At 47.8% G+C, this 26476-nt stretch carries 18 protein-coding genes; 6 read left to right on the top strand and 12 right to left on the bottom strand.

Translation table 11 applies throughout. From position 1 onward, the window contains the following. Nucleotides 1-108: 108 nt before the first annotated feature. The 7 genes from ppk1 to WBG78_RS08570 all read right to left on the bottom strand — a co-directional run bounded on the left by ppk1 (nt 109) and on the right by WBG78_RS08570 (nt 10511). Nucleotides 109-2265 (bottom strand): polyphosphate kinase 1, encoded by a 2157-nt coding sequence (ppk1, locus tag WBG78_RS08600; RefSeq protein WP_337325996.1) that lies wholly within the window; start codon nt 2263-2265, stop codon nt 109-111. Further along, the gene (gene gyrB / locus WBG78_RS08595; protein WP_337325995.1) at nt 2252-4207 is read right to left on the bottom strand and encodes a DNA topoisomerase (ATP-hydrolyzing) subunit B; all 1956 of its coding nucleotides are present in this window, start codon (nt 4205-4207) and stop codon (nt 2252-2254) included. Before gyrB ends, ppk1 begins: the two co-directional genes overlap by 14 nt. A gap of 87 nt (nt 4208-4294) precedes the next feature. Then, entirely contained in the window at nt 4295-5200 is a 906-nt protein-coding gene (locus tag WBG78_RS08590) for a polyphosphate kinase 2 family protein (protein WP_337325994.1), read from the bottom strand. A gap of 163 nt (nt 5201-5363) precedes the next feature. Beyond that, nucleotides 5364-5756, bottom strand: a complete 393-nt coding sequence (locus WBG78_RS08585; protein ID WP_337325993.1) for a CoA-binding protein — start codon at nt 5754-5756, stop codon at nt 5364-5366. A gap of 22 nt (nt 5757-5778) precedes the next feature. Continuing rightward, nucleotides 5779-7353: an NAD(P)/FAD-dependent oxidoreductase gene (locus tag WBG78_RS08580; protein ID WP_337325992.1), complete on the bottom strand. Its 1575-nt coding sequence runs from the start codon at nt 7351-7353 to the stop codon at nt 5779-5781. A gap of 158 nt (nt 7354-7511) precedes the next feature. Next, the gene (locus WBG78_RS08575) at nt 7512-9461 is read right to left on the bottom strand and encodes a toxin-antitoxin system YwqK family antitoxin (RefSeq protein ID WP_337325991.1); all 1950 of its coding nucleotides are present in this window, start codon (nt 9459-9461) and stop codon (nt 7512-7514) included. A gap of 39 nt (nt 9462-9500) precedes the next feature. Beyond that, a complete protein-coding gene (locus WBG78_RS08570; RefSeq protein ID WP_337325990.1) occupies nt 9501-10511 on the bottom strand; it encodes a tryptophan 2,3-dioxygenase family protein in 1011 nt (336 codons plus the stop codon). A gap of 271 nt (nt 10512-10782) precedes the next feature. Here WBG78_RS08570 and WBG78_RS08565 point away from each other — a divergent pair, with 271 nt between their 5' ends. Further along, entirely contained in the window at nt 10783-12006 is a 1224-nt protein-coding gene (locus WBG78_RS08565; RefSeq protein ID WP_337325989.1) for an acyl-CoA dehydrogenase family protein, read from the top strand. Nucleotides 12007-12222: 216 nt separating this feature from the next. Here WBG78_RS08565 and WBG78_RS08560 read toward each other — a convergent pair whose 3' ends face one another. Next, nucleotides 12223-13302 (bottom strand): DUF1573 domain-containing protein, encoded by a 1080-nt coding sequence (locus WBG78_RS08560; protein ID WP_337325988.1) that lies wholly within the window; start codon nt 13300-13302, stop codon nt 12223-12225. Between the two features lie 73 nt (nt 13303-13375). Here WBG78_RS08560 and trpS point away from each other — a divergent pair, with 73 nt between their 5' ends. Beyond that, entirely contained in the window at nt 13376-14350 is a 975-nt protein-coding gene (gene trpS, locus WBG78_RS08555) for a tryptophan--tRNA ligase (protein WP_337325987.1), read from the top strand. Between the two features lie 142 nt (nt 14351-14492). Here the strand turns inward: trpS and WBG78_RS08550 are convergent, their stop codons facing one another. Further along, a complete protein-coding gene (locus WBG78_RS08550) occupies nt 14493-14849 on the bottom strand; it encodes a hypothetical protein (protein ID WP_337325986.1) in 357 nt (118 codons plus the stop codon). Nucleotides 14850-15441: 592 nt separating this feature from the next. Between WBG78_RS08550 and WBG78_RS08545 the strand changes: the two genes are divergently transcribed. Both WBG78_RS08545 and mtaB read left to right on the top strand, forming a co-directional pair. Beyond that, a complete protein-coding gene (locus WBG78_RS08545; protein ID WP_337325985.1) occupies nt 15442-17172 on the top strand; it encodes a phospho-sugar mutase in 1731 nt (576 codons plus the stop codon). A 76-nt stretch (nt 17173-17248) separates the two neighbouring features. After that, nucleotides 17249-18574, top strand: coding sequence for a tRNA (N(6)-L-threonylcarbamoyladenosine(37)-C(2))-methylthiotransferase MtaB (gene mtaB / locus WBG78_RS08540; protein WP_337325984.1), 1326 nt, complete (start codon nt 17249-17251; stop codon nt 18572-18574). A 454-nt stretch (nt 18575-19028) separates the two neighbouring features. On the opposite strand, the gene WBG78_RS08535 is transcribed toward mtaB, so the two are convergent. Next, nucleotides 19029-19694 carry an ABC transporter ATP-binding protein gene (locus WBG78_RS08535; RefSeq protein ID WP_337325983.1) on the bottom strand — a complete coding sequence of 222 codons (666 nt, stop codon included), beginning with the start codon at nt 19692-19694 and terminating at the stop codon, nt 19029-19031. A gap of 56 nt (nt 19695-19750) precedes the next feature. On the opposite strand from WBG78_RS08535, the gene sucC reads away from it, so the two are divergent. Then, nucleotides 19751-20962, top strand: a complete 1212-nt coding sequence (gene sucC, locus WBG78_RS08530) for an ADP-forming succinate--CoA ligase subunit beta (RefSeq protein ID WP_337325982.1) — start codon at nt 19751-19753, stop codon at nt 20960-20962. A 103-nt stretch (nt 20963-21065) separates the two neighbouring features. After that, on the top strand, nt 21066-21947 hold the full coding sequence (locus WBG78_RS08525; protein ID WP_337325981.1) for a hypothetical protein: 882 nt from the start codon (nt 21066-21068) through the stop codon (nt 21945-21947). A gap of 232 nt (nt 21948-22179) precedes the next feature. On the opposite strand, the gene WBG78_RS08520 is transcribed toward WBG78_RS08525, so the two are convergent. Both WBG78_RS08520 and WBG78_RS08515 read right to left on the bottom strand, forming a co-directional pair. Next, nucleotides 22180-23205 (bottom strand): rod shape-determining protein, encoded by a 1026-nt coding sequence (locus WBG78_RS08520; protein WP_337325980.1) that lies wholly within the window; start codon nt 23203-23205, stop codon nt 22180-22182. A 484-nt stretch (nt 23206-23689) separates the two neighbouring features. Next, a complete protein-coding gene (locus WBG78_RS08515) occupies nt 23690-26356 on the bottom strand; it encodes a tetratricopeptide repeat protein (RefSeq protein ID WP_337325979.1) in 2667 nt (888 codons plus the stop codon). Between the last annotated feature and the right edge of the window lie 120 nt (nt 26357-26476).

The raw sequence follows: 26476 nt of genomic DNA, 5'->3' as shown, positions 1-26476 counted from the left end.
GTAACCACCCGGTTATTGTGCTCACGTCGGAATGCAGGTCGCCTTTACGAGAAGATCTGAATCTCATTTGAGAGACCACAAAGTTTACTGAGTTCACGACGATGATAATTAGAACAGCTTCGCGCTAGAGACGATCTCTCTCGTTACGTTGTAGAATTCCTTATGGATGTTGAAGTTCGGCTCTCCGTTCAGTTCCTTGATCACATAAGTGCCGTCCTCCTTCATGGTATACGCATTTACATTGTCCTTGAGATTGTAACGCAGGTTGTTGACGGCCTGCTTCTTCAAGAACTCATCATCAAGCAGGAACAATGACTCAATTCGTCGGTCGAATGACCGCACCATCGCATCGGCGCTTCCGATGTAGACCTTTGGCGAACCTGAATTGTGGAAGTAGTAGATCCTGGAGTGTTCAAGATACTCTCCCACGATTGACGTAACTTCAATGTTTTCACTAACCCCCTTTCTTCCGGGGCGAAGGCAACACATGCCGCGCACGATCAGTTTCACCTGAACACCAGCCTGAGAGGCGGCGAAGAGTTCATCAATCAATTCTTTATCCTGAAGCGAATTCATCTTCATCACCACGCCTGCCTGAATACCGTTGCGCGCGTTCTCCGCCTCGCGACGGATCAGATTACAAAGCTGGATCCGCATGTCGCGTGGCGACGTGATGAGATTTCTATACGTGGAAGGCTGCGAATGACCGGTAATTACGTTAAAGAACTCCGACACATCGTTCGCGTATATCTCCTTCGTTGTTAACAAACCGATATCTACGTACAACCGGGCCGTTGCTTCATTGTAGTTTCCGCTCGAAAGATGGACATAGCGATAAACTTTGTCTTCCTCCTCCTTGCGCACGATCAAACAAAGCTTTGTATGGGTCTTGAGATTGCCTACTCCGTAGATCACAAAGCAACCCGCCTTCTGAAGGCGTTGTGCCTCACGAAGGTTATTCTCTTCATCGAAACGGGCCTTCACTTCAAAGAGAACGGATACGTGCTTTCCATTCTCAGCAGCGCGCAGCAGTGCCGCCGTTATCCGTGACTCACGGGCAACACGATAAAGCGTGACCTTGATAGAAAGTGTATATGGATCATCAGCTGCCTTCTCGATAAGATCCAGAACTGGCTCCATCGAATTGTAGGGATGATGAAGCAAAATGTCCCGCTCCTTCAGTACTTCAAACAAGTCGCGTGTTCCATGTTCAGGAAAATTCAACGGCTTGATTGGATCGGGCGAATGGAATCGTTTCGTCTTAAATTCCTTGTGCCCAATGATCTGGTGCAAGCCCGAGAAATCGAGCATGCTCTCTTTGGGAACATAGAAAATATTGTGCTCGTCGAGGTCCCACTGGATCTTCAGCAAGCGCATCATCCATGGATCCGGGTCTTCCATTGTTTCCAAACGAACAACCCGACCCGACCGTCGGGTCTTCAGTTTACGCTTCAGATCCTCCAGAAAGTTCGATTCAATATCTTCGCTTTCCTCGAGCGTGAAGTCTCCATTACGGTTAATGCGGAAAAGGTTCGCGCTTACGATCTCAACATTCCGAAACAGATTATGAATATTGTTGGAGATCACCTCTTCGATAGGAACAAACTGTATTACATCGTCTTCAGGAATTTCATAGAAGCGCGGCAGGTTCTGCGGCACCTGAATAAATGAAACCTTCTGAAGATTGTGATGATCGTTGGCATTCTTCGTTACTACGCCAAACAACAAGCGATTGTTCATCAGCACGGGAAACGTGTGATAGCTATCGAACACCATTGGCGTAAGCATCGGGTAAATCGTCTTATTGAAATAGTCGTTTACCTTATGCGTATTCTCAAGCGACAATTCGTTATAGCTTACTATCGAGAAACCATTCTTCAGAAAAAGAGGCTTCAGACGGTTCACATAGTAGTCGTTCTGATCCTTATAGAACTTCTGCGTTTCCAGAAGCAGAAGCTTTCGGAACGGCTCTTCGCGCAGACCGTTATAATCGAACCGCTCTTTTCCGTAATCAAGATAGTTATATAAGCTACCCAGCCTGATGGTACAGAATTCGTCGAGGTTCGAAGATGTTATGGCAAGAAACTTTAACCGGTCGAAGATGCTCCGATCGATATGTTTTGCCTGATCAAGTACGCGATAATTGAACTTCAGCCAGCTGAGGTCGCGACTAATGTAATTGCTCTCCTCAATTTGCTGAACGATCCGGTCCGTTGCCGTCAATGAATCATCATTGGACTGATGTGAAGCCTTAGATATCGACACGTGCGTATTTTGCGTTCTTCTCAATAAACTCGCGGCGCGGTGCTACTTCGTCTCCCATAAGCATGGAAAACAAGTGATCAGCTTCTGCTGCCGACTCAATACTCACTTGCTTGAGTGAGCGTCTCTCCGGATCCATGGTTGTTGTCCACAACTGTTCCGGATTCATTTCTCCCAATCCTTTGTAGCGCTGAATGTTTACGGAATCTTCCTTCCCGCCTGCCAGCTGCTGAACGATGCGTTCGCGTTCCTCTTCGGTCCAGCAATAACGCTCTTCCTTACCCTTCTTAATGAGGTAAAGAGGTGGAAGCGCGATGTACACGTAACCATTCTCGATCAGATCGCGCATGTAACGGAAGAAGAACGTCAGAATAAGCGTACGGATGTGACTTCCATCGACATCGGCATCGGTCATGATAATGATCTTATGATAGCGGAGCTTAGTCATGTTCAGGCCTTTCTCGTCTTCGGGGGTACCGAAGCTTACACCAAGTGCCGTGATCATATTCTTGATTTCTTCGTTATCGTAAATGCGGTGCTCCTGTGCTTTCTCAACGTTCAGGATCTTTCCTCTCAGCGGAAGTATAGCCTGGAAGTTGCGATTACGTCCCTGCTTCGCAGAACCTCCTGCAGAGTCACCCTCCACGAGATAAAGTTCACAAATACCAGGATCAGCACTTGAACAGTCGGCGAGTTTGCCAGGCAACCCGGTGCCGGTAAGAACGTTCTTCCGTTGCACCATCTCGCGTGCCTTACGGGCAGCAGCACGTGCCTGCGCAGCCAGGATCACCTTGTTAACGATCATCTTCGCCTCACGAGGATGTTCCTCAAGATAGTTTTCCAGCATCTCGCCAACAGCCTGATCGACGGCACCGCTCACCTCGGAGTTACCAAGTTTCGTCTTGGTCTGTCCCTCGAACTGGGGTTCTGCAACTTTAACAGATACAACAGCTGTGAGACCTTCGCGAAAGTCGTCGCCGCTAATATCGATCTTGGCATTCTTGAGGAGGCCCTCCCGGTCAGCGTAATTTTTCAGCGTGCGGGTGAGTGCGCGACGAAAACCAGCTACGTGTGTACCTCCCTCATGCGTATTGATGTTGTTTACGTATGAAACAAGGTTTTCACTGAATGATGTGTTATAGCCCATGGCCACCTGGACAGGAATTTCCCCTTTGTCGTTCTCAACATAAATGGGATCCTGTATCAGTTTTTCGCGCGTCGCATCAATGTAGGCAACAAACTCACGGAGACCACCTTCAGAATAGAACTCCTCGGTCTTTGCCTCGCCCTGCTCATCGCGTTCACGAAGATCCTTCAGCACGATGCGGATCTTTGGATTCAGGAAGCACAATTCTCTCAGACGTGAAGCAATAGTCTCATAGTTGTATTCGCGATTCGCGAATATCTGCTTGTCAGGGAGGAAATGCACAGATGTTCCGCGCTTCTCGGTCTCGCCAATTACGCGTACAGGATATTGGGGATTGCCACGCTCGAACTCCTGTTCGAAGATCTTACCCTCACGACATACAACGACCCGAACATGCTCACTAAGGGCATTCACGCAGCTTACGCCGACACCGTGCAAACCACCGGAGACTTTGTATGTGTTTTTATCAAATTTACCGCCAGCGTGGAGTACTGTCATAACAACTTCAAGCGCTGAGCGCTTTTCTTTCTCCATTATGCCCGTCGGAATACCTCGGCCATTGTCGTCGACAGTAATAGAACCGTCCTCTCCCACTGTTACTATAATGCGATCGCAGTACCCTGCAAGCGCCTCGTCGATTGAGTTATCCACAACCTCCCAAACCAGGTGATGAAGTCCCTTGATCCCCACATCGCCAATGTACATGGCGGGCCGCTTACGCACGGCTTCCAAACCTTCAAGAACCTGTATGTTGTTGGCTGAATATTCAGCCGGAGTTAAAGCATTATTATCACTCATGATGTACCGTTAGAACCGTCAAAAATAGTTGTTTTTGGGCACGAAAAAAGCCCGCGAGAGAGGAAAGTTTAAGAGAAAAATTGCGCCTCAGGAGGCCTCTTTTTCGGAGGTCAGATGAACCCTTCCGCGTGCGAGTTCATCCTTCTCTTTGGGCGACAACGTGGGATACTCAATGTGCATGTTCTGGAATTGCTGATAGATCGCCGCAGCAATCACCAGACGGGAGTACCACTTATCATCGGAAGGCACAATGAACCACGGTGCGTATTTTGTCGACGTCGCACTCAGGGCCTTTTCATAAGCATTCTGATAGTCATCCCAAAGGTCGCGCTCCCGAATATCACCCAACGAAAACTTCCAGTTTTTAGTACTGTCGTCGATACGCTCCAAAAAACGTTTCTTTTGCTCCTTCTTTGAAACGTGAAGAAAGAACTTGAGGATAATCGTGCCATTGAGCACCAGCGATTTTTCGAAATGGTTGATTTGCTTCATGCGGCGCTTCCAGAACTTGTCATCAATCTTATCGACTGAATCAATACCCGGAATGCGCTCGTTCAGGATATATTCAGGATGCACACGCGTAACCAGTACATTCTCGTAATGTGAGCGGTTGTGAATGGCTATTTCACCACGCGGTGGCAATGCAAGGACGTGTCTCCACAAATAGTAATGATCAAGTTCCTGTGCTGAAGGGGTTTTGAAGCTATGAACATTTACTCCAATGGGATTAAATCCAGTCATGATATGCTTGATAGCACTGTCCTTTCCGGCGGCATCCATGGCCTGAAGAATGATCAGTATGCTGTAACGGTTCTGCGCGTAAAGCTTCTCCTGAACTTCAGCCAGCTCCTTACGACCTGATTCCAGTAATGCAGTACCTATCTCTTTATTCAGCCGGTCGCCCTCGTAATCAGTTTTCCATTGAGACAGTTTAACGGCTTCCTTCGGTTTGACCTTGTACTTATCAGCATCAACAAAACGCTCTCTTTCCATAATTTGTAATTAGCGGAAGATAGGTTTATTTGTTGATCTTTTGATTTGTTGATTTGTCGATTTTTAAATGCAGCACAATGGGTCAGCTCTGAAACGCTTTCCATTTTCGCGGCTGCAGCTCAATCGTTACGTCGATACTTTCCGGAATCCGTTCCTCGTATAATTAAAACTGGCGTGACCTTAGCAATACAAGCGTGCAGGCCTCCTCAACCTCCACACCCTGGGCCTCAGCCTTCTTCTCAAATTCTTCATTCTCAGTCCCAGGATTGAAAATGATACGACGCGGTTTCAGTCCCAGCAGATAATCGTAATATTCTGGCTGGCGCTGAGGGCCGATGTATAACGTTATGGTATCCACTCCTTCAATTGAAGGCTTTTGCCGGATGTCGAGAATGTTGGCCCCTGCCACCTCGCCTGATTTAATTCCAAGCGGCACAACGCTATGGTTATACTGCTTCAACATATTGGCAGCGAGATACGCATACCTTCCGGGATTGGTCGTCGCTCCCACCACTACCGTTTTCTTCTCACCGTTTGATGCAACTTTAGTTTCCATTAATTCTTCCTTAAGTACCTGATTACCTGCCGCCCAACTTCCTCACTACGGCTTCAGCGCATCGTTCACCATCCATGGCCGCCGACACAATTCCTCCTGCAAATCCCGCTCCTTCTCCACAAGGGAACAATCCACCGAGTGCAGGATGCTCAAGTGAATCCTTATCACGTGGAATTTTCACCGGAGAAGAGGTCCTGGATTCCACACCCAGCACCAGCGCCTCGTTAGATAGATAACCCTGCATCCTGGTACCAAAGTTCCTGAAACCCTGTCGTAATGCATTATGGATCTCTTTAGGTAACACGGACTTCATGTCTGCACTAACAACGCCGGGCTGATAGGACGTATCAGGCAGTGATGCAGAAGTCCTGCCATTGACGAAATCAACCAGACGCTGAGCAGGAGCCTGCTGTGTGTTGCCCGCTACTTCACACGCCTTTTGTTCTATCGCTGACTGAAAACGCAGTCCGGCCAGGGGTCCGCCACCGCTGTATTTGGCAAAATCGTCGGCATCGACTGTAACAACGATTCCGGAGTTCGCATAAAGAGAATCCCGTCGCGACGGACTCATTCCGTTTACGACAACTTCTCCATTCTGAGTGGCAGACGGTACGATGAATCCGCCGGGGCACATGCAAAATGAAAACACGCCCCTATCCCGACCGTTGACCGATGCCTGATGGACCAAAGCATAAGAGGAAGCCGGCAACCAGGGATCGCGATCACCCTGTGTATGATATTGGATCTTGTCAATATCCTTTTGATGGTGTTCCACACGCAATCCGAGCGCAAACGGTTTTGCCTCAATCAAAATATTATGCCTGTGAAGCAGCTCAAAGATGTCGCGGGCTGAATGTCCTGTTGCCAGTATAACGGCGCCGCCCTGTATACGCTCGTTATTGTTGGTCACTACACCGCGAAGCTCGCTGCCTTCAATAATAAAGTCATCAACGCGGGTGTTGAAGTGTACTTCTCCTCCGAAGCGTATGATGGTGTCGCGAAGCGCTGCGACGAGGACCGGAAGTTTATTCGTGCCAATGTGAGGATGAGCGTCGAACAGAATATCAGGTCGTGCGCCATGTGCGACCATTACTTCAAGTATTTTTCTGATATCGCCTCGCTTCTTCGAACGCGTGTATAGCTTTCCATCGGAATAGGTGCCTGCTCCTCCTTCACCAAAGCAATAATTAGACTCAGGGTTTACAGTCTGATCTTTATTGATTGCGGCCAGGTCGCGCCTGCGGGACTGAACGTCCTTACCTCGCTCGAGCACTATTGGCCTGTGCCCCAACTCGATCAACCGAAGCGCGGCAAAAAGACCGGCCGGACCGCTTCCCACGACGATCACCTCCGGGGCTTTTTTTACATCGCGATATTCAATAGGCCGTGGCTCTACCGTGGATTGTTCCCGGGGGCCCAACAACTCGCATTGAATGCGAACAATGACATTCCTTCCCCGTGCGTCAATAGAACGCTTTACGGGTTGTATGTACACGTTTTCATTTCGGGGAATCGATGCCTTCCTGTAAAGCGCATCCTGGAAGAGGTCATCGTCAAATGCCTCCCGTGGTGAGAGTATGAGTTCGATAGTCCGCATAGTGGAAGGGAGCTAGCCTTCAATGGTTCAAAGATAGGAAGTTTAAGCGGCTCTTTATTGGTGAAGGTTTAAGTATGTTCTCTCTGCCAGCGCTGGTGGAGTGTTAGGAGAATTTAACCGCAAAATGTAAAACTTCGAATGTAAAAGTTAAAAGGGCTTCAGCGAACGGAGAACACGTTGCCAATGTTGACACCGAAGTGGAAGGTTGTTGAAAATGAGTTTTGAGGCAGGGAGTCAAATCGTTCGGTGTTGCTCTCGTCCACATCGAAGCTTCGATAGCCAATATCCGCGGATACAAATGCATCAACGGTAAGACCACTGGCGCTGTTTCGGCGCGTGATGCGATACCCGAGCAACGGGCCCCACTCAATGCGTTGTTCAATAGCATTAAATGTGAATACACTGCTAACCGAAGCCGGCACCATCACCAATTCATTTACAAAATGTCCGACGTTTGTAAATCTTAATTCATGACCGAAGTACCACATGCCCACGTTTAGAGGATTATAGAACTTCTGTTTGATAGCTATCGAGTAGCCTCGTTCGAAAGGCTGACCCGGAGTGACTTCACTATCCTGAACAAAGAACGGGTCCCTTATTCCAATGAACTCAAATTCGTGACCTAACCGTTCCTGAAGATAGAATTCAATGGCCAGAGGTAGCTGACCGGCTGCCAGCCAGAGCGGATTGGTTCCGAAGATAATTCCCTGCGCTTCATGATACCGGGGCGTGAAGTAGCCGGTTCGTCTTTTCGACGCCAGTTTTTTACTTATCTGATTATGTGATGAGACCGAAGCAATCTGTGCAACTGGCTGTTGCTTGCGGGCCATGTCTGTTATCTCTGCAGACAATTTCCTGTCGTCATAAAACGGCCGATAGTACCCTGACAAGGTTCCGTCATTTTCATAAATCTCCCAGGTACCTGTCTTCAGATCACCTTCCATCGGCCCCTTGGTCTGCAGCCCTCCTGATTGGAAGTATCCGTAATAAATGCCCTTGTCTGCCTTATAGTTACACGTCCCCTCGCGCTGGCCATTCTCGTAATAATATTCCCAGGTGCCCTCGCGCGTTTCGTTAACCAATATTCCCTTTACCTTAAGCTTTCCGCTCTCGTAAAATTCCGAATACTCCCCTTTCCCATCTGTATAAATTACTTCACTCTTTACATTTCCCGACGGCGACCAAGAAACCCACCGACCGATCTTTTTGCCGTTCTCATAAGACTCGGTTGAAGATCGTTTTCCATCTTCAAACCAATGCTCCCATTGGCCAGTAGGCACATCGTTGATCATTGTTCCATTTCCTGATGGCTTTCCCGACGGATAGTAATTGGTCCATACGCCCGATTTCCTGCCTTCCTTAAATTCACCCTCGCTCTGCAGGATTCCATCATCACCAAAATATCTCCAGACTCCGGTACTTCGCGATCCGGCTTTGGGTCCTTCGGCCCGAACTTTGCCCGATTGGTAGTATTCAATGTAACGTCCGTGATCGTCGGTGTAGTCGATCTCGCCTTTAATCGCGCCGTCTTCGAAATATGTCTTCCAGTGGCCCTGCCGTTGGTTCTTTACATAGCTACCAATCTCCTTTAATTGTCCGCTTTCATAGTACAACTTCCATTCACCTTCCCGGTCACGGCCGTTTATTATTCCCTCCATGCTCTTCTGGCCGCTCTCAAAGAAGTACTCCCACATTCCATAATTTGCTCCCTTAAACAGGATGCCTCTCATTTTCAGCTTTCCCGTTTCGTAATAGAATTCCCATACACCCGAAGTTTCATTGTTTGTAAACTGCCCGCGTGATTCCACCTTGCCGTTAAGGAAGTAAGAAACATACCGTCCGTGCGGGACGTTTCGGATGGTATCTTTTACCTGATACACTTCCTTGATGAACTTCTCGTCTTTATCGTGGTAAGTCCGGTGTACGGATTTCGTTGGCCCTGCCGCAGGCGATGATGAATGAGGACCATCCGAGGGTGATGATGACTGCGTAGCGCCTTGCACCTTCCTTGCAGACCCGGATGAGGTCTGCCCAAAGGTGTTTATCGCAGCCAGCAAAGTAATGACAGCCAGTGCGCCAAGAATGTCGTAGCGAGCGGGAGTTCTCAAAAAATGGATTCTTTGGCCTCCCTAATTTTGGTGTTGAAATCAGGTTTTGGAAACGATTTCCGACGGGTTGCTTAGAAAGGCGGCTTTTCCCCATTCTTCCTTCTCCAGATCGCTCCACAGCTCGGGGAAGAACATAATCTTTTGAAATCGCGGGGGCAGGAACTTCTGCCAGTTCGTTCCGCCGGTAGCCTTGATCTCACTGGCGGCCTTCTTGAGGTAGTGACCGGCTGCCTTGAGATGAGCGAGCGGCCAAAGCACGTTGGCATAAAGGTCGAGCTCCCGAAGTGCTTCTATTACAGGCTGTGAATGCGGAAAGTGTCTGAGGTAAATCTTGCGCAGATTTCTGTCGCGGCACTTCAGTCCCATAGACTTAAATGCCGGCATATATTTCTCTTCAAACTGCTGAAGTGTGAGTGTCTTCTTGCCGGTGGCGAGTTCCGTGGCGCCACTACGCCAATACAGCTTCTCAACCTGCAGATCAATGTCGCTATATTCATTCAGTGCCTCGCGTTCAGCAGCGTTCACAAGATTAATCATGTCGGTACACGAGATCTCAATCATACGATACTGCGCCGATTGAAATCCACTTGCAGGCAAGAGTGACATTCTGAACTTCAGAAACTGATCGCGCTCCATGCCTTCAACCATTATAGAAAAGGATTCACGCAACTGATAGAAGTATCGGTTGATACGCGCCAATCTTTCAATAAACCACGCTTCTGTGATGTCCGCTTTAACACCAATCTGTTCTGTCTCCCAAAGAATCAGATTGAAATACAGTTCCGTGATCTGATGATACATTATAAATATCTTCTCATCGGGAAACTGTGTCTTTGGCGACTGAAGACTTAACAACGTATCGAGATGTATGTAATCCCAATAAGTGAGATAATCGGAATATAACAGACCGTCGAGATAAGACGAAAGGTCCTGCCCCATCGCATTGTACTTCGACTGAAGCTTCTTCAGTTGTTCCTGAAGTTTAAGGTTCTCGTCTCTCGCCGCGTCGGACACTTTTGAATGCTCCTCGGTTTTCTGTTGCTCGTCCATAACTCTCTCCTGCAAGTTGGGGTCAGCTCGCCCTGTCATTTCATTGAAAAGTCAGAATGCGAATTAGTTGTGTAAATTGGGTCGAAGTTAGGTAAAAATAGTCCTGAGTCCATATTCCTGAGTCCTAAGTTGTCTTTAGTATTGATAGTATTCATATACTTTTGAAAGACAATGAAGCGTCCTAAACCAATGAGGTGTTTCATAAGACAACTAAAGACTAACAGCTAAGGACCAAACTCAGGACTCAGGACTAAAGACTCAATACTACGACATGGCTAACACTCCATCACGCGAAAACAAATACCGTAAACAAACGAAGCAGGATTTGTTTGAACATCCCGATTTCTATTGCGTTGACGACCTGCTGACTGATGAACATAAACTGATCAGAAGCTCAATCCGGGAATTTGTAAAACGTGAGATTTCACCATACATCGAAGAATGGGCACAGGCCTCTCATTTCCCCTATGAAATCGTTCGCAAATTTGGAGAAATCGGAGCGTTCGGGCCGACCATTCCGATCGAATACGGGGGTGGCGGTCTTGACTATATTTCCTATGGCCTGATTATGCAGGAAATAGAACGCGGTGATTCGGGTATGCGCTCTACAGCATCCGTTCAGGGGTCGCTTGTAATGTATCCGATCTATAAGTTCGGCAATGAGGAACAGCGCACTAAATATCTGCCCAGGCTCGCAAGCGGCGAATGGCTTGGTTGCTTTGGACTAACGGAGCCCGACCACGGATCCAACCCAGGGGGTATGGTAACCAACTTCCGGGACATGGGTGACCATTACCTGTTGAACGGCGCAAAGATGTGGATCTCGAATTCGCCAAAAGCGGATGTTGCTGTTGTGTGGGCAAAGGATGAGTCACAACGAATTCACGGCCTGATCGTGGAACGCGGCATGGAAGGTTTCTCAACGCCGGAGACCCATGGGAAGTGGTCGCTTCGTGCGAGCACAACGGGTGAGCTAGTGTTCGACAACGTAAAAGTTCCCAAAGCCAATCTGCTGCCTAACAAGAGCGGACTGGGTGCTCCTCTGATGTGCCTGGATTCAGCCAGATATGGCATCGCGTGGGGTGCCATCGGGGCCGCTATGGACTGCTATGAGTCTGCCCGACGATACGCGGCTGAACGTGTGCAATTTGGCAAGCCCATCGGCTCGTTCCAACTTGTTCAAAAGAAGCTGGCGGAGATGCTTACCGAAATCACGAAAGCACAGTTGCTGAACTGGCGCCTGGGGATGATGATGAATGCAGGCAAGGCAACGACTCCCCAGATATCACTGGCAAAGAGGAACAATGTCCAGGTAGCATTGGAGATCGCGCGTGAAGCGCGACAAATCCATGGCGGCATGGGTATCACCGGAGAGTATCCTTTGATGAGACACATGATGAACCTCGAATCGGTTGTCACCTACGAAGGAACGCACGACATCCATCTTTTAATACTGGGGAACAATATCACGGGGATACCTGCTTTTGGCGGTTGAGGGATTAATTGACAATTGATAATTGATAATTGATAATTTGGGAGGGCCTTTCGGCCCTTTTCTTTCTATTCAATAACTACGCAGGCACCTGTCGTTCCGAGTCATGGAGATAATCCCCGGATCCGGACGCCTTGCCTGCAAACAACAAAAAGGGGCCACAGGCCCCTCCACAATTATCAATTATCAATTGTAAATTATCAATTATTTTGAAAGCCCCTACTCTATATAGGCAGTAAGCGTTACCCGTTGAACCGGATTGAGTGGATCGTTAGAATAAAGTGTTATCGCTTTCGTGCTGTTGCCCTTGCGGTCGCCGGGGCTGAATTCAATCTTCAGCATCGTACTCTCACCAGGCTTAAGAGTGTTCTTAGGCGATGATGCTGTGATGCACGAACAATTTCCCTGCAGCGCCCTGATGTCAAGTTCCTTCTTTCCTGTATTGCTCATCGAAACTTCCTGCACCGCAGTCTGATTGGGTCTGATTCTTCCAATATCTACAGAGGTATTCTGCAATTTAAGCTGAGGCGCCTTTTGAAGATCCTCAGGTTTGATGTTACTGAAATCATCTTCCAGAGTGGCATACACCGTGAATGATTTAGTCGGATTCAATTCATCGTCAGTCAGGATCTCTACGTTATCAGTCTGAAAGCCATAGGTGTTCTTCAGCTTTCCGTTGTACACGATTCTTACAGAGCCCCGCTCGCCTGGCTGCAGTGTTTTCGGCTTTACATCAACGGTGATGTACTTAGGGCCGACAAACTTACCAGTATAAGTAACGGGCTTCTGACCTGCGTTGACAAAAGGAAAGTCTCTTGATGCAGATTCATCCTGCATGAAAACTTTACCGAGGTTAAAAGATGCTGTTTTCAATTTCCACGCGCCATTCGCTACCTGAAACTCCGTGGATGAAGCAGCAACGCCCTGAACCTGCACCTGTCCTTTAATTGAAAGGATTATTGGTGTTGGATCAAGATCAGTGGTAACGGTAAGTGACTTATTGAAGTATCCCGGGCGGCCTTTGGGATTGTAGCTCGCCTGGATGAACCCTGTCTTGCCTGGAGCGACGGGCTCCTTTGACCAGCTTGGTGTTGTACATCCGCAGGAAGCCTGTACCGACAATACCTTAACAGGCCTGCCGGTGTTGTTGGTGAACAGAAACTCATGCAATGCAGGTCCTGCTTCTTCGGTTATCATTCCAAAGTCGAAAGTCTCTTCTCTGAATTGTACTGGCTTTGCAAGTTGTCCGAACGCCGCACCTGCCACAGTTAAAAAAATGATCGCTGCCCAGATCCTCATGGAAGTGTAAAAATTATGACTGCAAATTTAAAACTAAATCGCTTCAGCATTATTTTATTTTATTTGCAAAACTATGGCCAGAATTTTAACGGGTATACAGAGTAGTGGAAAACCCCATTTAGGAAACCTATTGGGAGCCATAATTCCCGCTATCGAATTGTCCCGACAGCAGGGTAACGACTCATTCTTCTTTATAGCGGACTTGCATTCGATGACGTCGATAAAAGATGCTGCTCAACGTATAGAAAACACCAGAGCCGTTGCGGCAGCCTGGCTGGCCTTCGGTTTCGACGTTGAAAAGAACTACCTCTATCGGCAGTCCCGCATCCCCGAAGTTACTGAGCTTACCTGGTATCTCAGTTGTATGGCCCCGTATCCGATGCTGGCCAATGCTCACTCTTTTAAAGACAAATCAGATCGGTTGTCAGATGTAAACGCGGGACTCTTTACCTACCCTGTGCTGATGACTGCCGACATCCTATTGTATGACGCCGACTTTGTTCCTGTGGGAAAAGACCAGCGACAGCATCTTGAAATTGCGCGGGACATCGCCACAACGTTCAATAACTACTACGGAGATACTTTTGTTGTTCCTGCTCCCAAAATTGAAGAAACCGTGATGACCATTCCGGGAACCGACGGTCAGAAGATGAGTAAGTCTTATGGAAACATTATCGATATCTTTCTTCCCGAAAAAGAGTTGCTCAAGCAGATTAAGACGATCAAGACCGACAGCACACCAATGGAGGCACCAAAGAATCCGGATGCCGATAACGTTTATGCCATCTATAGTTTGATTGCCAACGACGAAGAGCGCTCTGCTCTTCGTGCTAAGTATCTCGCAGGCAATTTTGGATACGGCCATGCCAAGCAGGAGCTTTATGAACTGATCATCCGGAAGTTCGACTCACAACGGAAGATGTATGCGCATCTTATGAGCCATCCCGAGGAGTTGGAAAAACAACTGACACGCGGAGAAGACAAGGCGCGTGTTATTGCCCATGAGGTACTCCAACGCGTTCGGAAAAAGGTGGGATTTGCCTATTAATGCGGGATTGCCTGTTAGTTCCGAAGTGCCGATCCCAGGTAACATTGACGCGGTGTGCGTCAATGGATTAACAATGATTCATTAAGATTAAAAATCAATGCCAGCTGAGGGCCGGCATTGAGTGTTTGTGTTACCAGGTAGGTCAGGCAGTCCAGACCACCTGTTGCTTGTCCTTGCCTACGCTTAAGCTAATGCGCACCGGGCTTGCTGAAAGGACCAGCCGTGTATCCTTGCCAGGCATGCTTTCAACTTCCACCGGCACCCCCTGTCCGAGGTATCCGATCGGCATAAGCACGTCGTTATCGGGGCAGTATTTGTCGTGAACTTGCTGGAGGGCATCTTCGAGATAGCTGCCATACTCTTCCTGAAAGTCGTCTTCGAGATCGTGAAGCTCCTCTTCGAGGTCGTCGTACTTGGGGTTGTTATAATCGACTTTAGCAAGTTCTTCGCGCTTGCGAATTATCTTCAAAAGTGCTGCATCGAGCGCTTTTACATCCATGGTTCAATTTTTTCGTCAATATTAAAAAAAATAGGGAAGCAATGGGGGTTTCAAAACTCAGAATCGAAAATCCTTTTCCTGACCCGCACCGGGACCGACGGGCGGCGTCGGCAGTGAGTGCACTTTGAGTCGACGTTAGGTCGACGATAGGTGCACGATAGGTGCACGATAGACCGACGAAAGGTTCACGATAGCCCCACGTCAGGTTGCCCCAATGTTAAGGGCTAGCCCAAGTTGATAAAATGAGTTAAACCGGACACAGTGAAACGACAGGGGTATGTCGCATCACTAACTGTATAACGTCCTAATAAGGTTCAAAGGAAGCTGTGTATATGATCTGTATAAGGTACATGGATGGTATAGACCTGGTACGCCGCGGGCCTTAATACTGCAATATTCTGGGTAATAGATACTTACGCTGATATTCTACAAAAGTGGTGCATGCCTGTGATCCCGCAACGGGACTTTAAAACACCTGCCATAGTACTGATTTGGTGATTCTTTGTTTCCGATTATTTGACATCTGGCCCGCTCTCCAATCCCTGAATTCTTTGTTACCTTTGCCCGAATTGCCAAGTTTTAAACGTTCTCCATGGAAGATCTGAAACAACTAGTACAGTCTCGGGCACAAGCATGGCTTGATAGCCCCACCATCGACAGTAACACGAAAGCAGAAGTCAAAGCATTACTTGCAAAATCTGACGACAAAGAGCTGGTAGACAGCTTCTATAAGGATTTGGAATTTGGAACAGGGGGCCTTCGCGGAGTGATGGGCGTCGGCTCCAATTGCATGAATAAATACACCGTTGGAATGGCCACCCAGGGTCTGGCCAACTACCTGAATAAGACATTTCCTGGTAAGAAGACCCAGGTTGCGATTGCTCATGATAGTCGAAATAATAGCCGTTTTTTTGCGCAGGTTGCTGCCGATGTGCTGTCTGCCAACGGCATCCATGTCCATATGTTTTCTGAGCTGCGCCCTACTCCACTCCTTTCGTATGCTATCCGCTACCTCAAATGTGATTCGGGTATTGTCGTTACAGCGTCGCATAACCCAAAAGAATACAACGGGTACAAAGCCTATTGGAACGATGGCGCTCAGGTAGTGCCACCGCACGATAAGAACATCATCACCGAGGTTAAGGCAATCAGCTCGTTCGATCAGGTAAAATTTGAAGCCAATAAAAGCCTTATCAGCACGATCGGGCCTGAAGTGGAGAAGGCTTATTACGAGGAAGTAAAGAAGCATATTCCGAATAAAGAAACTATTGCACGACACAGCAATATCCCTTTGGTTTACAGTAGTATACATGGCGCTGGCATAACTATGGTTCCAGAGTCGGTGAAGGCGATTGGCTTCAATAACCTCCAGGTGGTCGATGAACAAAAGACACCGGATGGAAACTTCCCTACCGTGCAATCGCCGAACCCGGAAGAGCGCTCCGCAATGGAGCTCGTGATCAAGAAAGGTAAGGCCGTAGGTGCCACTATGGTTATGGCTACTGATCCTGACACGGACCGCGTGGGAATTGGCGTGCGGAAGAGCGATGGGGAGTTTGTGCTTCTGAACGGAAACCAGGCGTTCAGCCTCATGATGTATTTCGTGATGAAGAACCTGAAGAACAAGACCAACGCCTATGTAGCCAAAACCATTGTTACCACTGAACTGGTGGATACCATGGCAGAGAAGCTTGGAGTTGAGTGCTATAACACCCTCACAGGCTTCAAGTATATCGCCGAACTCATGGGCAAGCTTGAAGGTAAAAAGACCTTCGTAGCCGCTGGTGAGGAGAGCTATGGCTATATGGTTGGCGACTTCGTTCGGGACAAGGACGCAGTATCGGCCTGTGCCTTTTTTGCAGCGATGGCTGCGGAGGCTGCCGATGAGAAGAAGTCGTTGTATGACTGGCTGATCGACATGTACGTTGAATATGGCTACTACAAAGAGCAACTGCTCAACGTAACGAAGAAAGGCCAGCAGGGCGAGCAGGAGATCAAGGCTATGATGGAAAAATTCAGGACAAACCCTCCTGCCGAAATTATAGGAAGCAAGGTTACCCGGGTGCTCGATTACAAGTCTCTTAAAGAAAAGGATCTAGCAACCGGAAAGACAACTACGTTGGATTTCCCTGCTTCAGACGTGTTGCAGTTTTATCTCGCTGATGGTACGAAAGTCTCTGTGCGTCCGTCAGGTACGGAGCCTAAGATAAAGTTTTACATCAGTGTAAAAACTGAGCTGAAGAGCCGTGCTGACTTCGATAAAGTCACGGCAATTCTGGACAAGAAGATCGAAGGCGTAGAACAATACCTGAAGACTGTCTGATGAGTTGACGAACGGGAAGGCCAATCAACAAACCTGCCCAGCCGAAGACGCGATCAACAGATCAACAAATCAACAAATGAGCCGCCGCGTAGCATTTTACACCCTGGGCTGTAAGCTTAATTATTCTGAGACGTCCACCATATCGCGGATGTTTGAGGAGCGCGGCTATGCGAAGGTTGATTTCACGGACAAGCCAGACATCTTCATCATCAATACCTGCTCCGTTACAGAGAACGCAGACAAGAAGTGCCATAAAATCGTCAGGGAGGCCAGGGCAATTTCACCGGACGGCTATGTAGCGATTATCGGATGTTATGCCCAGTTGAAGCCCAAAGAGATTGCTGAAATTCCAGGTGTGGACGCTGTGCTTGGCGCCGCTGAAAAATTCAGACTTGTTGAATTGCTGGATGGCTTCGTACGACCTCCTCAGCCTAAAGTATTCGCCTCGGATGTAGAGACCGCCAGTTCATTCAACGCAGCATATTCTCTGCACGACCGTACCCGCACCTTCCTGAAAGTACAGGACGGATGCGATTACTCCTGTACTTTCTGCACGATTCCCCAGGCACGGGGCTCGAGCCGGAGCGACAGTATCCCCAATGTCGTGGCCGCAGCAGAAAAGATCGCCAACACGGATGTTCGCGAAGTGGTACTCACCGGTGTAAACACCGGTGACTTTGGATTACAGGGCGGTGTTCGCGTGGAGCGATTCATTGATCTAATCAAAGCACTTGATCAGGTCGATGGTATCGAGCGTTTTCGCATCTCCTCCATTGAGCCTAATCTCCTCACAGACGCCATTATTTCATTTGTTGCTTCGTCGAAGCACTTCGTTCCTCATTTTCATGTGCCGCTTCAATCGGGTTCCAATAAGATCCTGAAGCTCATGAAGCGACGCTACCAACGCGAACTGTATGCAGAGCGTGTGCGCGACATCAAAGCATCGATGCCACACTGTTGTATTGGCGTGGATGTGATTGTCGGTTTCCCGGGCGAAACGGATGATGACTTCCTCGACACCTATAGGTTCCTGAATGAGCTGGACATCTCTTATTTGCATGTGTTCACTTATTCTGAGAGAGCAAATACCCCGGCCGCTGAAATGGAGCATTCTGTTCCACATGCAAAACGGGCAGAGCGATCAAAGATGCTGCACATCCTGTCGGACAAGAAGAGAAGGAAGTTTTACGAAGACAATCTGGGAACTGCGGCGAACGTGCTCTTTGAAAACGATGTAGAAGATGGAATGATGCATGGGTTTACTGAGAACTATGTTCGTGTAGTGGCGAAGTACGACCCGGTACTTGTGAATGAGATCGTGCGTGTTAATCTTCTCAGTATTAATGAGCGCGGACACGTGGAAGTTGAGGCTGCGGAGGAAGAGTTAGAGGCTCACCACTAAAAAATTAAGAATTAAGAGTTAAGAATTAAGAATTTTGAGGCGGCTGTCCGCCATCATTTCTGTGCGCTTCGCGCAATATTGTTCAAAATGTTTTCTTGAGGCTGTTAACAATAAATAACTGTACTTGAGTTAATTAGTTATTTGATAGTAAAGCTGTGCACGGAATAATTCTAACGTGCATCTTATTTCTTGCGCAATCGCGTGCAAGGTCTGTTTATGACACTTGATCACCGTTTTCGGCTTCACATAGTTCAGAGTTATCACCAATTCTTACATGCCTGACTTAATGCCGGGAATTGACCAGCATACCCCCCCATCCACGATATACCTTTGTATCGGCAATTGGATGTTTAGTTTATTTAAGGTTAGGGAGTAGGAAGAGGATCAGGGAATGTGTTGGAGAGCAGTGTGATCTTCTTCCTTTTTTTTTACTTCACTTTTTCTAACCAGGCGATCAGCGCAAAGCATCACTTTTTATCCTGCCATCTTTCAATTCGATTTTCCTGTCAGACATATTTGCGAGCTGTTCATTGTGAGTAACAATGACAAATGTCTGACCTATATCTTTCCGCAACTGGAAAAACAGGTTGTGAAGATCGACAGCATTTTTTGAATCAAGATTTCCGCTCGGCTCATCGGCAAGAATAAGATCGGGAGCATTAATCATGGCGCGGGCCACAGCGACGCGTTGTTGCTCACCGCCTGAGAGTTCTGACGGTTTATGTTCTACTCTGTCTTTTAATCCAAGCATATCCAGTAGTGATCGGGCCCGGTCTCTGATCTTTCGTTCATCTCCGGAGGCAATGAGTCCGGGGATCATCACATTTTCAAGCGCTGTAAATTCGGGAAGGAGATTATGAAACTGGAACACAAAGCCAATAGACTTGTTTCGGAACGACGCCAGGCTCCTGGAGGACTGACTGAACACGTCCTTGTTGTGAATTACCACTTTACCTTTGTCGGGTGTATCGAGTGTACCCAGGATATGTAAAAGAGTACTCTTGCCTGCTCCCGAAGCACCTACAATAGAAACAATCTCTCCGCGTTCGATTGAAATATCTATTCCTTTGAGCACGGACAGATCGCCATATGATTTTTCAAGGCCAGTAGCCAGCAGCATGAAATAAGTTGAATTAGTAGCGTAAATAAACTAGTTTCGCAACAAACTAAAAATTCATGAACATCCACGAATATCAAGGCAAGGAAATTCTCAAGAAGTATGGAGTTACGATCCAGCGGGGGATTGTCGCGGATACACCAGATAGCGCCATTCAGGCTGCCAAGGAGTTAGCGGCTGAAACCGGCACAAAATGGTTTGTAATAAAGTCGCAAATTCATGCTGGTGGACGTGGAAAAGGTAAGGTTAGGGAAACAGGCTCCAATGGCGTTGTTCTCGCCAAGAGCATGAACGAGGTACCAGAGAAAGTCAAGGCAATTTTAGGAGGAACGCTGGTAACTCATCAGACGGGTCCCGAAGGCAAGAAAGTTAATAAGGTGCTGATCGCTGAGGATGTGTACTATCCCGGAGAGAGCCAGCCGAAAGAATATTATATGAGCATTCTGCTCGACCGCTCAAAAGGATGTCCTGTGATTATGGCGTCGACTGAAGGCGGTATGAATATCGAAGAAGTTGCAGAGTCTCATCCTGAAAAAATCATTAAGGAATGGATCGATCCTGCAATTGGTCTTCAGGGCTTCCAGGCAAGAAAGATTGCATTCGCGCTTGGCTGGGAAGGCAACGCATTCAAAGAAGGTGTGAAGTTCATCAACTCACTCTATAATGCATACCTCGGTCTTGATGCATCAATGTTCGAGATCAATCCGTTGCTTAAGACATCTGACAATAAGATCCTCGCAGTAGATGCAAAGGTTAACCTCGATGACAATGCTTTGTATCGTCATAAGGACCTGGCGGAGCTCCGTGACATAACTGAAGAAGATCCACTCGAAGTTGAAGCTGGTAAAGCCGGACTTAACTACGTTAAGCTCGATGGCAACGTAGGATGTATGGTAAACGGCGCTGGACTTGCAATGGCCACGATGGATATCATCAAGTTGTCGGGCGGTGAACCTGCAAACTTCCTGGATGTTGGAGGTGGAGCAAATGCTGAAACAGTTGAGGCTGGCTTCCGTATCATTCTGAAGGACCCTAACGTGAAGGCTATCCTCATCAATATATTCGGAGGTATTGTTCGATGCGATCGCGTTGCCAATGGCGTCGTGGAAGCTTACAAAAAGATTGGCGATATTAAAGTTCCTATCATCGTGCGTCTGCAGGGAACGAACGCAGAAGAAGGAGCTAAGATCATTGAGCAATCCGGACTCAAAGTATTTTCTGCGATCCTGCTGAAGGATGCAGCACAGCGTGTGAAAGACGTACTTAAATAACGGCGAAGAGCTTATTCGCGTGGCAGGGAAGTTGGATGTGGGGTTGATTAGGTACAAACTGGCTTGATTTTTCCTATATTTAGACGATAAGGCTTTTACCGGAATGAAAAAATTAATCGTAGTGATCTTCGTGGCATCCTTAGTGATACCCATGACTACGTATTCCCAGAGCTTTTTTGCCCTCCGCAGAGAGCGGAACTTTCTTGTGAGCCTGGGGTCAGGCACCGCCAACTATTATGGTGAGATGGTTAACCCGGGCGAATTGGGAAGGTTGCGCCCCAATGTGGCTGCCGGTGCGGAAATGTACCTCACAAGCCGTATCAGCGTGCGTACAGAACTGACCTGGTTCCAGCTTTATGGCAATGATGCAGACGCTGACGATGATCGCGTAGAACGCAACCTTCACTTCCGTTCAAACAATCTGGAATTCGCCGCTCTTGGTGCGTACAATCTTAGTCCAATGGGACAGCGCTTTTATCAGCGTTCAACATTGAACTTCCATGCGTTTGGAGGTTTCGGGCTGTTGTGGATGAACCCCAAAGCAAAAGATGCGAATGGCAAATGGACTGCGCTGCAACCACTACGCACGGAGAATACGAAATATAGTCGTGTACAATTTGTTATTCCTGTCGGGCTCGGTGCGCGGATAAAGATCGACCCATTCTTTAATATCTTGGTTGAAGGCGGGTATAGATTTACATTTACTGACTATCTCGACGATGCGAGCAGCACTCGATACGCTGATATCAAACCAGAAGAAGGTGCGCGCTACTATTTCTCAGATCGACGCGAAGGTGAGAATCGTCCTAGAGAAGATCGTAGAACTATTGTTGGTAAGCGAGGCAACCCGGACAAAAACGATGGCTACTTTATTGCAAACATCACGCTTCAGTATTACCTGCCGAACCTGGTCTTCGCCGACTTCTACCACAAGCTTTACACTACGAAGCGGAAAGCATACTACAGGAGACCAAGGTCGCAGTAGAATTAAGAATTAAGAGTTAAGAATTAAGAATTTTGGAGGGGGCCTTTGCGGCCCCCTTCTTATTTTATTCTCTCAGGATTCCTAGCTTATCCATTTGCCCTTGGTAGTTGGAAATTTAAACTAGCCTCTGCAGCTATCATATCACAAGAACTACCAAAACAAAGGGGGCCCGCCAGGGCCCCCTCCAAAATTCTTAATTCTTAATTCTTAACTCTTAATTCTTAATTCTAATCTACTCCATTAGAATCGAATTATACCGCTTCGTATTGCCCATCGTTTGAGCCACGCCGCGACTAACCGACAGCAAAGGCTGAGGGTCGATATGGACAGGCAGGTTCATCCGTCTCTCGAAACGCTCGCGCATTCCGCGAAGCAGGGCATTACCACCGGTAAGGTGAATACCGCCTTGGTAGATGTCGGCAGCAAGCTCCGGAGGGCAGGTTTCCAATGTCTGTATAACCGCGTTCTCGATTGAGACGATGAACTTATCCAGGATGTGAGCTACTTCCTGGTACCCAATGGTACGCGTAACCGGAATGCCGCGGATCAGGTCCTTGCCCCGCACCTGCATGGGTGCCGGCGGCTCTGACAGCTTGTCAACAACGGCCCCAACGGAGATCTTGACTTGTTCAGCGGTCTTGATCCCGATAGCCATGTTATACATTCTTCTGAAGTAGTCCTGGATTTCAACATCGAACATATCGCCTGCCGCTTTTACTGATTGAAAGGCAGCGATACCCGATAATGAGATGATTACGATCTCGGTGATCCCTCCTCCGATATCAACAACCATCTTACCTTCGGGGGTTGTAATATCGAGTCCAATTCCCAACGCCGCCGCGAGAGGCTCATATACCATGTACATGCGTCGCGAGTTGAATTGTCCCAACGCATCGCGCAATGCCTGCTGCTCGACAGAAGTTGCGTAATAAGGAATGCCAGAAATAATGTTATTGTATCCGGAAAACAGCGACCTGCGAGGGGAAATGTCGGTGACCATCTGCTTGATCATCTTGATTGCAGAATCATAGTCGGCTATGACGCCACCCTTGAGCGGCTTGACCGGAAGCAGAGTTTCCGGATTCTTCTCAAACATGTTATAGGCCAATTCACCTACAGCACGAACCGCCTGAGATTCAGGATCGAGAACCACATAAGACGGCTGTGAGAGCAAGACCCGGCTATTGTCACTTAGTACAGTATTTGTGTTGCCAAGATCGATCGCAATGTCTGTGCTTCGAAAAAAATTGAATGCCATCTCTGATATTATGTTTTAACGTCTTCCAACTTCACAATGCAATGCAACGTCAGAAAGCACCTAAATAGTATTGTGAAAAAATCAAACGACCTCCATGCTGCAGGAAAACGATTCCCATGATCGTGGAGATGTTATACATGAAGACGCTGACCGGCGCTAAAAATGCTGAGCTGCGTCTCCCGAACTGCACGCGAGACAAAGTAACACACTAACAGTCAACGAAACTACATCCTCCAAGAATTTCTCGGCGAACGGCCTTCTATTTTGCCTTGTTGTTTTCTGGCTACAGCTGACTCTGACACTCGGATACCCTGATAACACGGTTTGGACGAACTGCGGTACATTCATTGCATAACGGATGGCAGAACCTGGCCGGTCAAAACATGGATTGATCGCCGAATTGCTCCAACCCTTTTCCTGCACCGTCTTAATTACTTATACGCCATTGCATGATGCAATTCCCAACATTCAACCCGGAGTCACTTTAACTTTCGATTCCGGCCAATGAATTGGGTAGCAGAATTCGAAAGCTTGCCCCCTTCCCGACCGCCGATGTGAGCTCGATAGCTCCGTTCAATTTCTCAACAGCCTTCCTCACAATATACAGCCCTAGCCCGTTGCCTTTCGACCGTTCGCTACCACGGAAGTACATGTCAAAAACCTTTTCCTGCAGAGCAGGGTCAATTCCCTGTCCATTGTCTTCGACTTTTATCACAACGTTGTCGCCCAAATTATATGCCCGGATATCTATGCGCGGTTCAGCAATAGAGGCAAAGCCAATGGAATTCTCAACGAGATTTTCGATGATGATCCGGATCATTGCCGGATACGAAAAGAATGACGACGTCAGATCAATTGATGTCGTTACCTTGATACTCATTAGTTCGATCTCGGTCTTGAACGCATCGAGTACGCTGTCAATAATTTCTTTCAGAAGCACTTCCTTGTATACCAGATGCTGCGTTCCCACATCACTTATAGACTGCAGTTTAACCAGCATTTTATCCAGATTGTGTGCTGTCTCTTTCACTTTGGCAAAGAGCTCAAGTGCATTTGGATCTTTTACCGTGATCTTTGCTACTTCCGCTAAGCCAAGGAATGTCGTTAGCGGCCGCCGGAAGTCGTGTGACGATCTATAAAAAAATGTATCAAGCTCCTTATAGGCCTGCCTGAGGTCAGTTGTACGGGCATTAACCTTCAGTTCCAGATCGCGATTGATGCTGGCAATGGTTTGGTTTGCTTCAATCAATTCTTCCGACTGCGCCTGTATCTCTTCCTTCTGTTCAATAATCTCATAGTTCGCGCGACGCATGCGTGATGTATACTGGTACGTCTTATAGGCGAAAATGGAAATCAATACAAGACCGATGAGGCCGCCAATGATAATGATACGCTGTTGTCCGATCTGTGCACGTTGCAGCTTGATCTGGTCCAGTTGAATTACCTTATTCTGATTGAGCAATTCAATCTGCTGATCCTTCTGTTCAATCTGATAGAGGGCCTGCATTTCGGCAACCTTCATGGCATTGCCCTCGCTGAATATACTATCATTGATGTTGGTGTAGCTCTGATGCCACTTCAGTGCCGACTTATAATCGCCCATTTGTTCAAAATACTTTGACATGACAAGCCTGTTTGCCATAACAAGATTTTTGGATCCGGTCTGCCTGGCGAGGTCGCTGGCCTTCGTCAGGAACTTGAATGCCTCCGGATAGTTGTGCATTTTAGAATAAAGCTGGCCAATCTGATTGTACGAGATGCTAAGTCCTTGTTTATTGCCGATGCGCTCGTCTATCTCAAGTGCTTCAAACTGATAGTTGAGTGCCTTATCAAGTTGCCCCAGATCTTCGTAAACTGCCGCCATGTTAAAAATGCAGGCCGACACTCCCTCACGATGATCGATTCGCCTGCGTATTTCTATTGAACGATTAAGATAATCGAGAGCCTTATCGTAGCGTTTCTCCTGATAGTATAATACACCCAATACATTATAGCTGTTTGAAATTCCGTGCTCATCTTTTATCTCCTGCCTGAGTGTGAGAGATCGCTCCATATACGCTTTCGCCTGAGCAAAATTTGATTGGTTCTTATAGATCCATCCTATCTCACTGAACAACTTTGCCATTTCATATTTCACTCCCATGCGCTCCCAGATCTTCAGTGCATCCAGATAATATTTCAAAGACAGATCGTACTGGCCAAGGGCGTCATATACTTCTGCGAGCTGATTAAACAACGAGGCAAGAACCTGAGGCTGGTCGCGCACCCGAAGAATGTTCAGCGCCTGCAAGAGTTCTTCAAGCGACTTAAGATAATCCCCGAGATGATAGTAGTAGTCGCCCCGGTTACGGTGGCACAGTAAGGTGAGATATTCCGAGTCATTGTGATCTGCTATCTCACAGCCCTGTTGCTGCAACCTGGCGGCCTGATCGTAATCCGTAAGGTGTTTGCTTACCTCCGATAGAAGGAACAGTACTTCCGCCTGGCCGTTAGCGCGCTTAGCTTCTTCATAGATCGCCAGTGCTTTCTTGTAATAGAACTCGGCGTCTTTGTTACGCCAGAGAATGACTTCGAGGCGGCCAAGGCTTTTATAGGCGTATGCGAGATACCTGTTGTTGGGATGCGTTCCGAGCAATTTAACGGCCTGCGTATAGAGGTAACGTGATGAATCATACTGAGCGAGAGATCGGTATACATTGGCGCGACTCACAAAAGAGTAAGCCAGAATGTCGTCCTCTCCAGACCTCAGGGCATCAGATTTCTGATAGGTACTGATTGCCTGACGAAAGTCGCCGCTGCATACGTAGCGGTAGGCCATCAATATCAAGGCAAGACGCTGGCCCTGTTCGTACTTGATCGTGGCAGCCTCCTCCTGTGCGTCGGAAGCGTATTTGTAGCCTTCGTCAAGATCGATATCGAAAAGTCGCGTGGAGAGATCAACCAAAACGTCCACCCTCTGACGATGGTCATTGAGATCGGTCAGCAATTGCTTCAGACTGTCGATAGACTGTCCCCGCATCTGGCTCGCTCCCATTAGCAGACACAACAGCAATAAGGTACACTTCCGCGTCACGTCACTTCCCGTCAACACCAATATGCAACGTAGCACATGGACAGGCCTGCCGGAAGTCTTTTTCCTGCTTACTGCCATGTGGGAATGTAAACGACATTTTTTTTCGACGACATGAACATCGTTCCCAGTGTTTTCTACAATCCAATATCGCAGAAGCCTGTTAGCCCCTCAAATATTTTAAGCAAAATCGACAACATA

This window comes from Chryseolinea sp. T2 (assembly GCF_037203685.1).
In the GTDB taxonomy this organism is placed as follows: Bacteria; Bacteroidota; Bacteroidia; order Cytophagales; family Cyclobacteriaceae; genus Chryseolinea.
This window is presented reverse-complemented; position numbering and strand designations above follow the sequence as displayed.

Bases quoted from the DNA above. Each gene is read 5' to 3' on its own strand.
- gyrB (WP_337325995.1), bottom strand. From the start codon at position 4,207: ATGAGTGATAATAATGCTTTAACTCCGGCTGAATATTCAGCCAACAAC.
- mtaB (WP_337325984.1), top strand. From the start codon at position 17,249: ATGAGCCGCCGCGTAGCATTTTACACCCTGGGCTGTAAGCTTAATTAT.
- WBG78_RS08520 (WP_337325980.1), bottom strand. From the start codon at position 23,205: ATGGCATTCAATTTTTTTCGAAGCACAGACATTGCGATCGATCTTGGC.
- WBG78_RS08580 (WP_337325992.1), bottom strand. From the start codon at position 7,353: ATGCGGACTATCGAACTCATACTCTCACCACGGGAGGCATTTGACGAT.
- WBG78_RS08560 (WP_337325988.1), bottom strand. From the start codon at position 13,302: ATGAGGATCTGGGCAGCGATCATTTTTTTAACTGTGGCAGGTGCGGCG.
- WBG78_RS08585 (WP_337325993.1), bottom strand. From the start codon at position 5,756: ATGGAAACTAAAGTTGCATCAAACGGTGAGAAGAAAACGGTAGTGGTG.
- trpS (WP_337325987.1), top strand. From the start codon at position 13,376: ATGGCCAGAATTTTAACGGGTATACAGAGTAGTGGAAAACCCCATTTA.
- WBG78_RS08535 (WP_337325983.1), bottom strand. From the start codon at position 19,694: ATGCTGCTGGCTACTGGCCTTGAAAAATCATATGGCGATCTGTCCGTG.
- WBG78_RS08570 (WP_337325990.1), bottom strand. From the start codon at position 10,511: ATGGACGAGCAACAGAAAACCGAGGAGCATTCAAAAGTGTCCGACGCG.
- WBG78_RS08525 (WP_337325981.1), top strand. From the start codon at position 21,066: ATGAAAAAATTAATCGTAGTGATCTTCGTGGCATCCTTAGTGATACCC.
- WBG78_RS08545 (WP_337325985.1), top strand. From the start codon at position 15,442: ATGGAAGATCTGAAACAACTAGTACAGTCTCGGGCACAAGCATGGCTT.
- WBG78_RS08550 (WP_337325986.1), bottom strand. From the start codon at position 14,849: ATGGATGTAAAAGCGCTCGATGCAGCACTTTTGAAGATAATTCGCAAG.
- sucC (WP_337325982.1), top strand. From the start codon at position 19,751: ATGAACATCCACGAATATCAAGGCAAGGAAATTCTCAAGAAGTATGGA.
- WBG78_RS08515 (WP_337325979.1), bottom strand. From the start codon at position 26,356: ATGGCAGTAAGCAGGAAAAAGACTTCCGGCAGGCCTGTCCATGTGCTA.
- WBG78_RS08590 (WP_337325994.1), bottom strand. From the start codon at position 5,200: ATGGAAAGAGAGCGTTTTGTTGATGCTGATAAGTACAAGGTCAAACCG.
- WBG78_RS08565 (WP_337325989.1), top strand. From the start codon at position 10,783: ATGGCTAACACTCCATCACGCGAAAACAAATACCGTAAACAAACGAAG.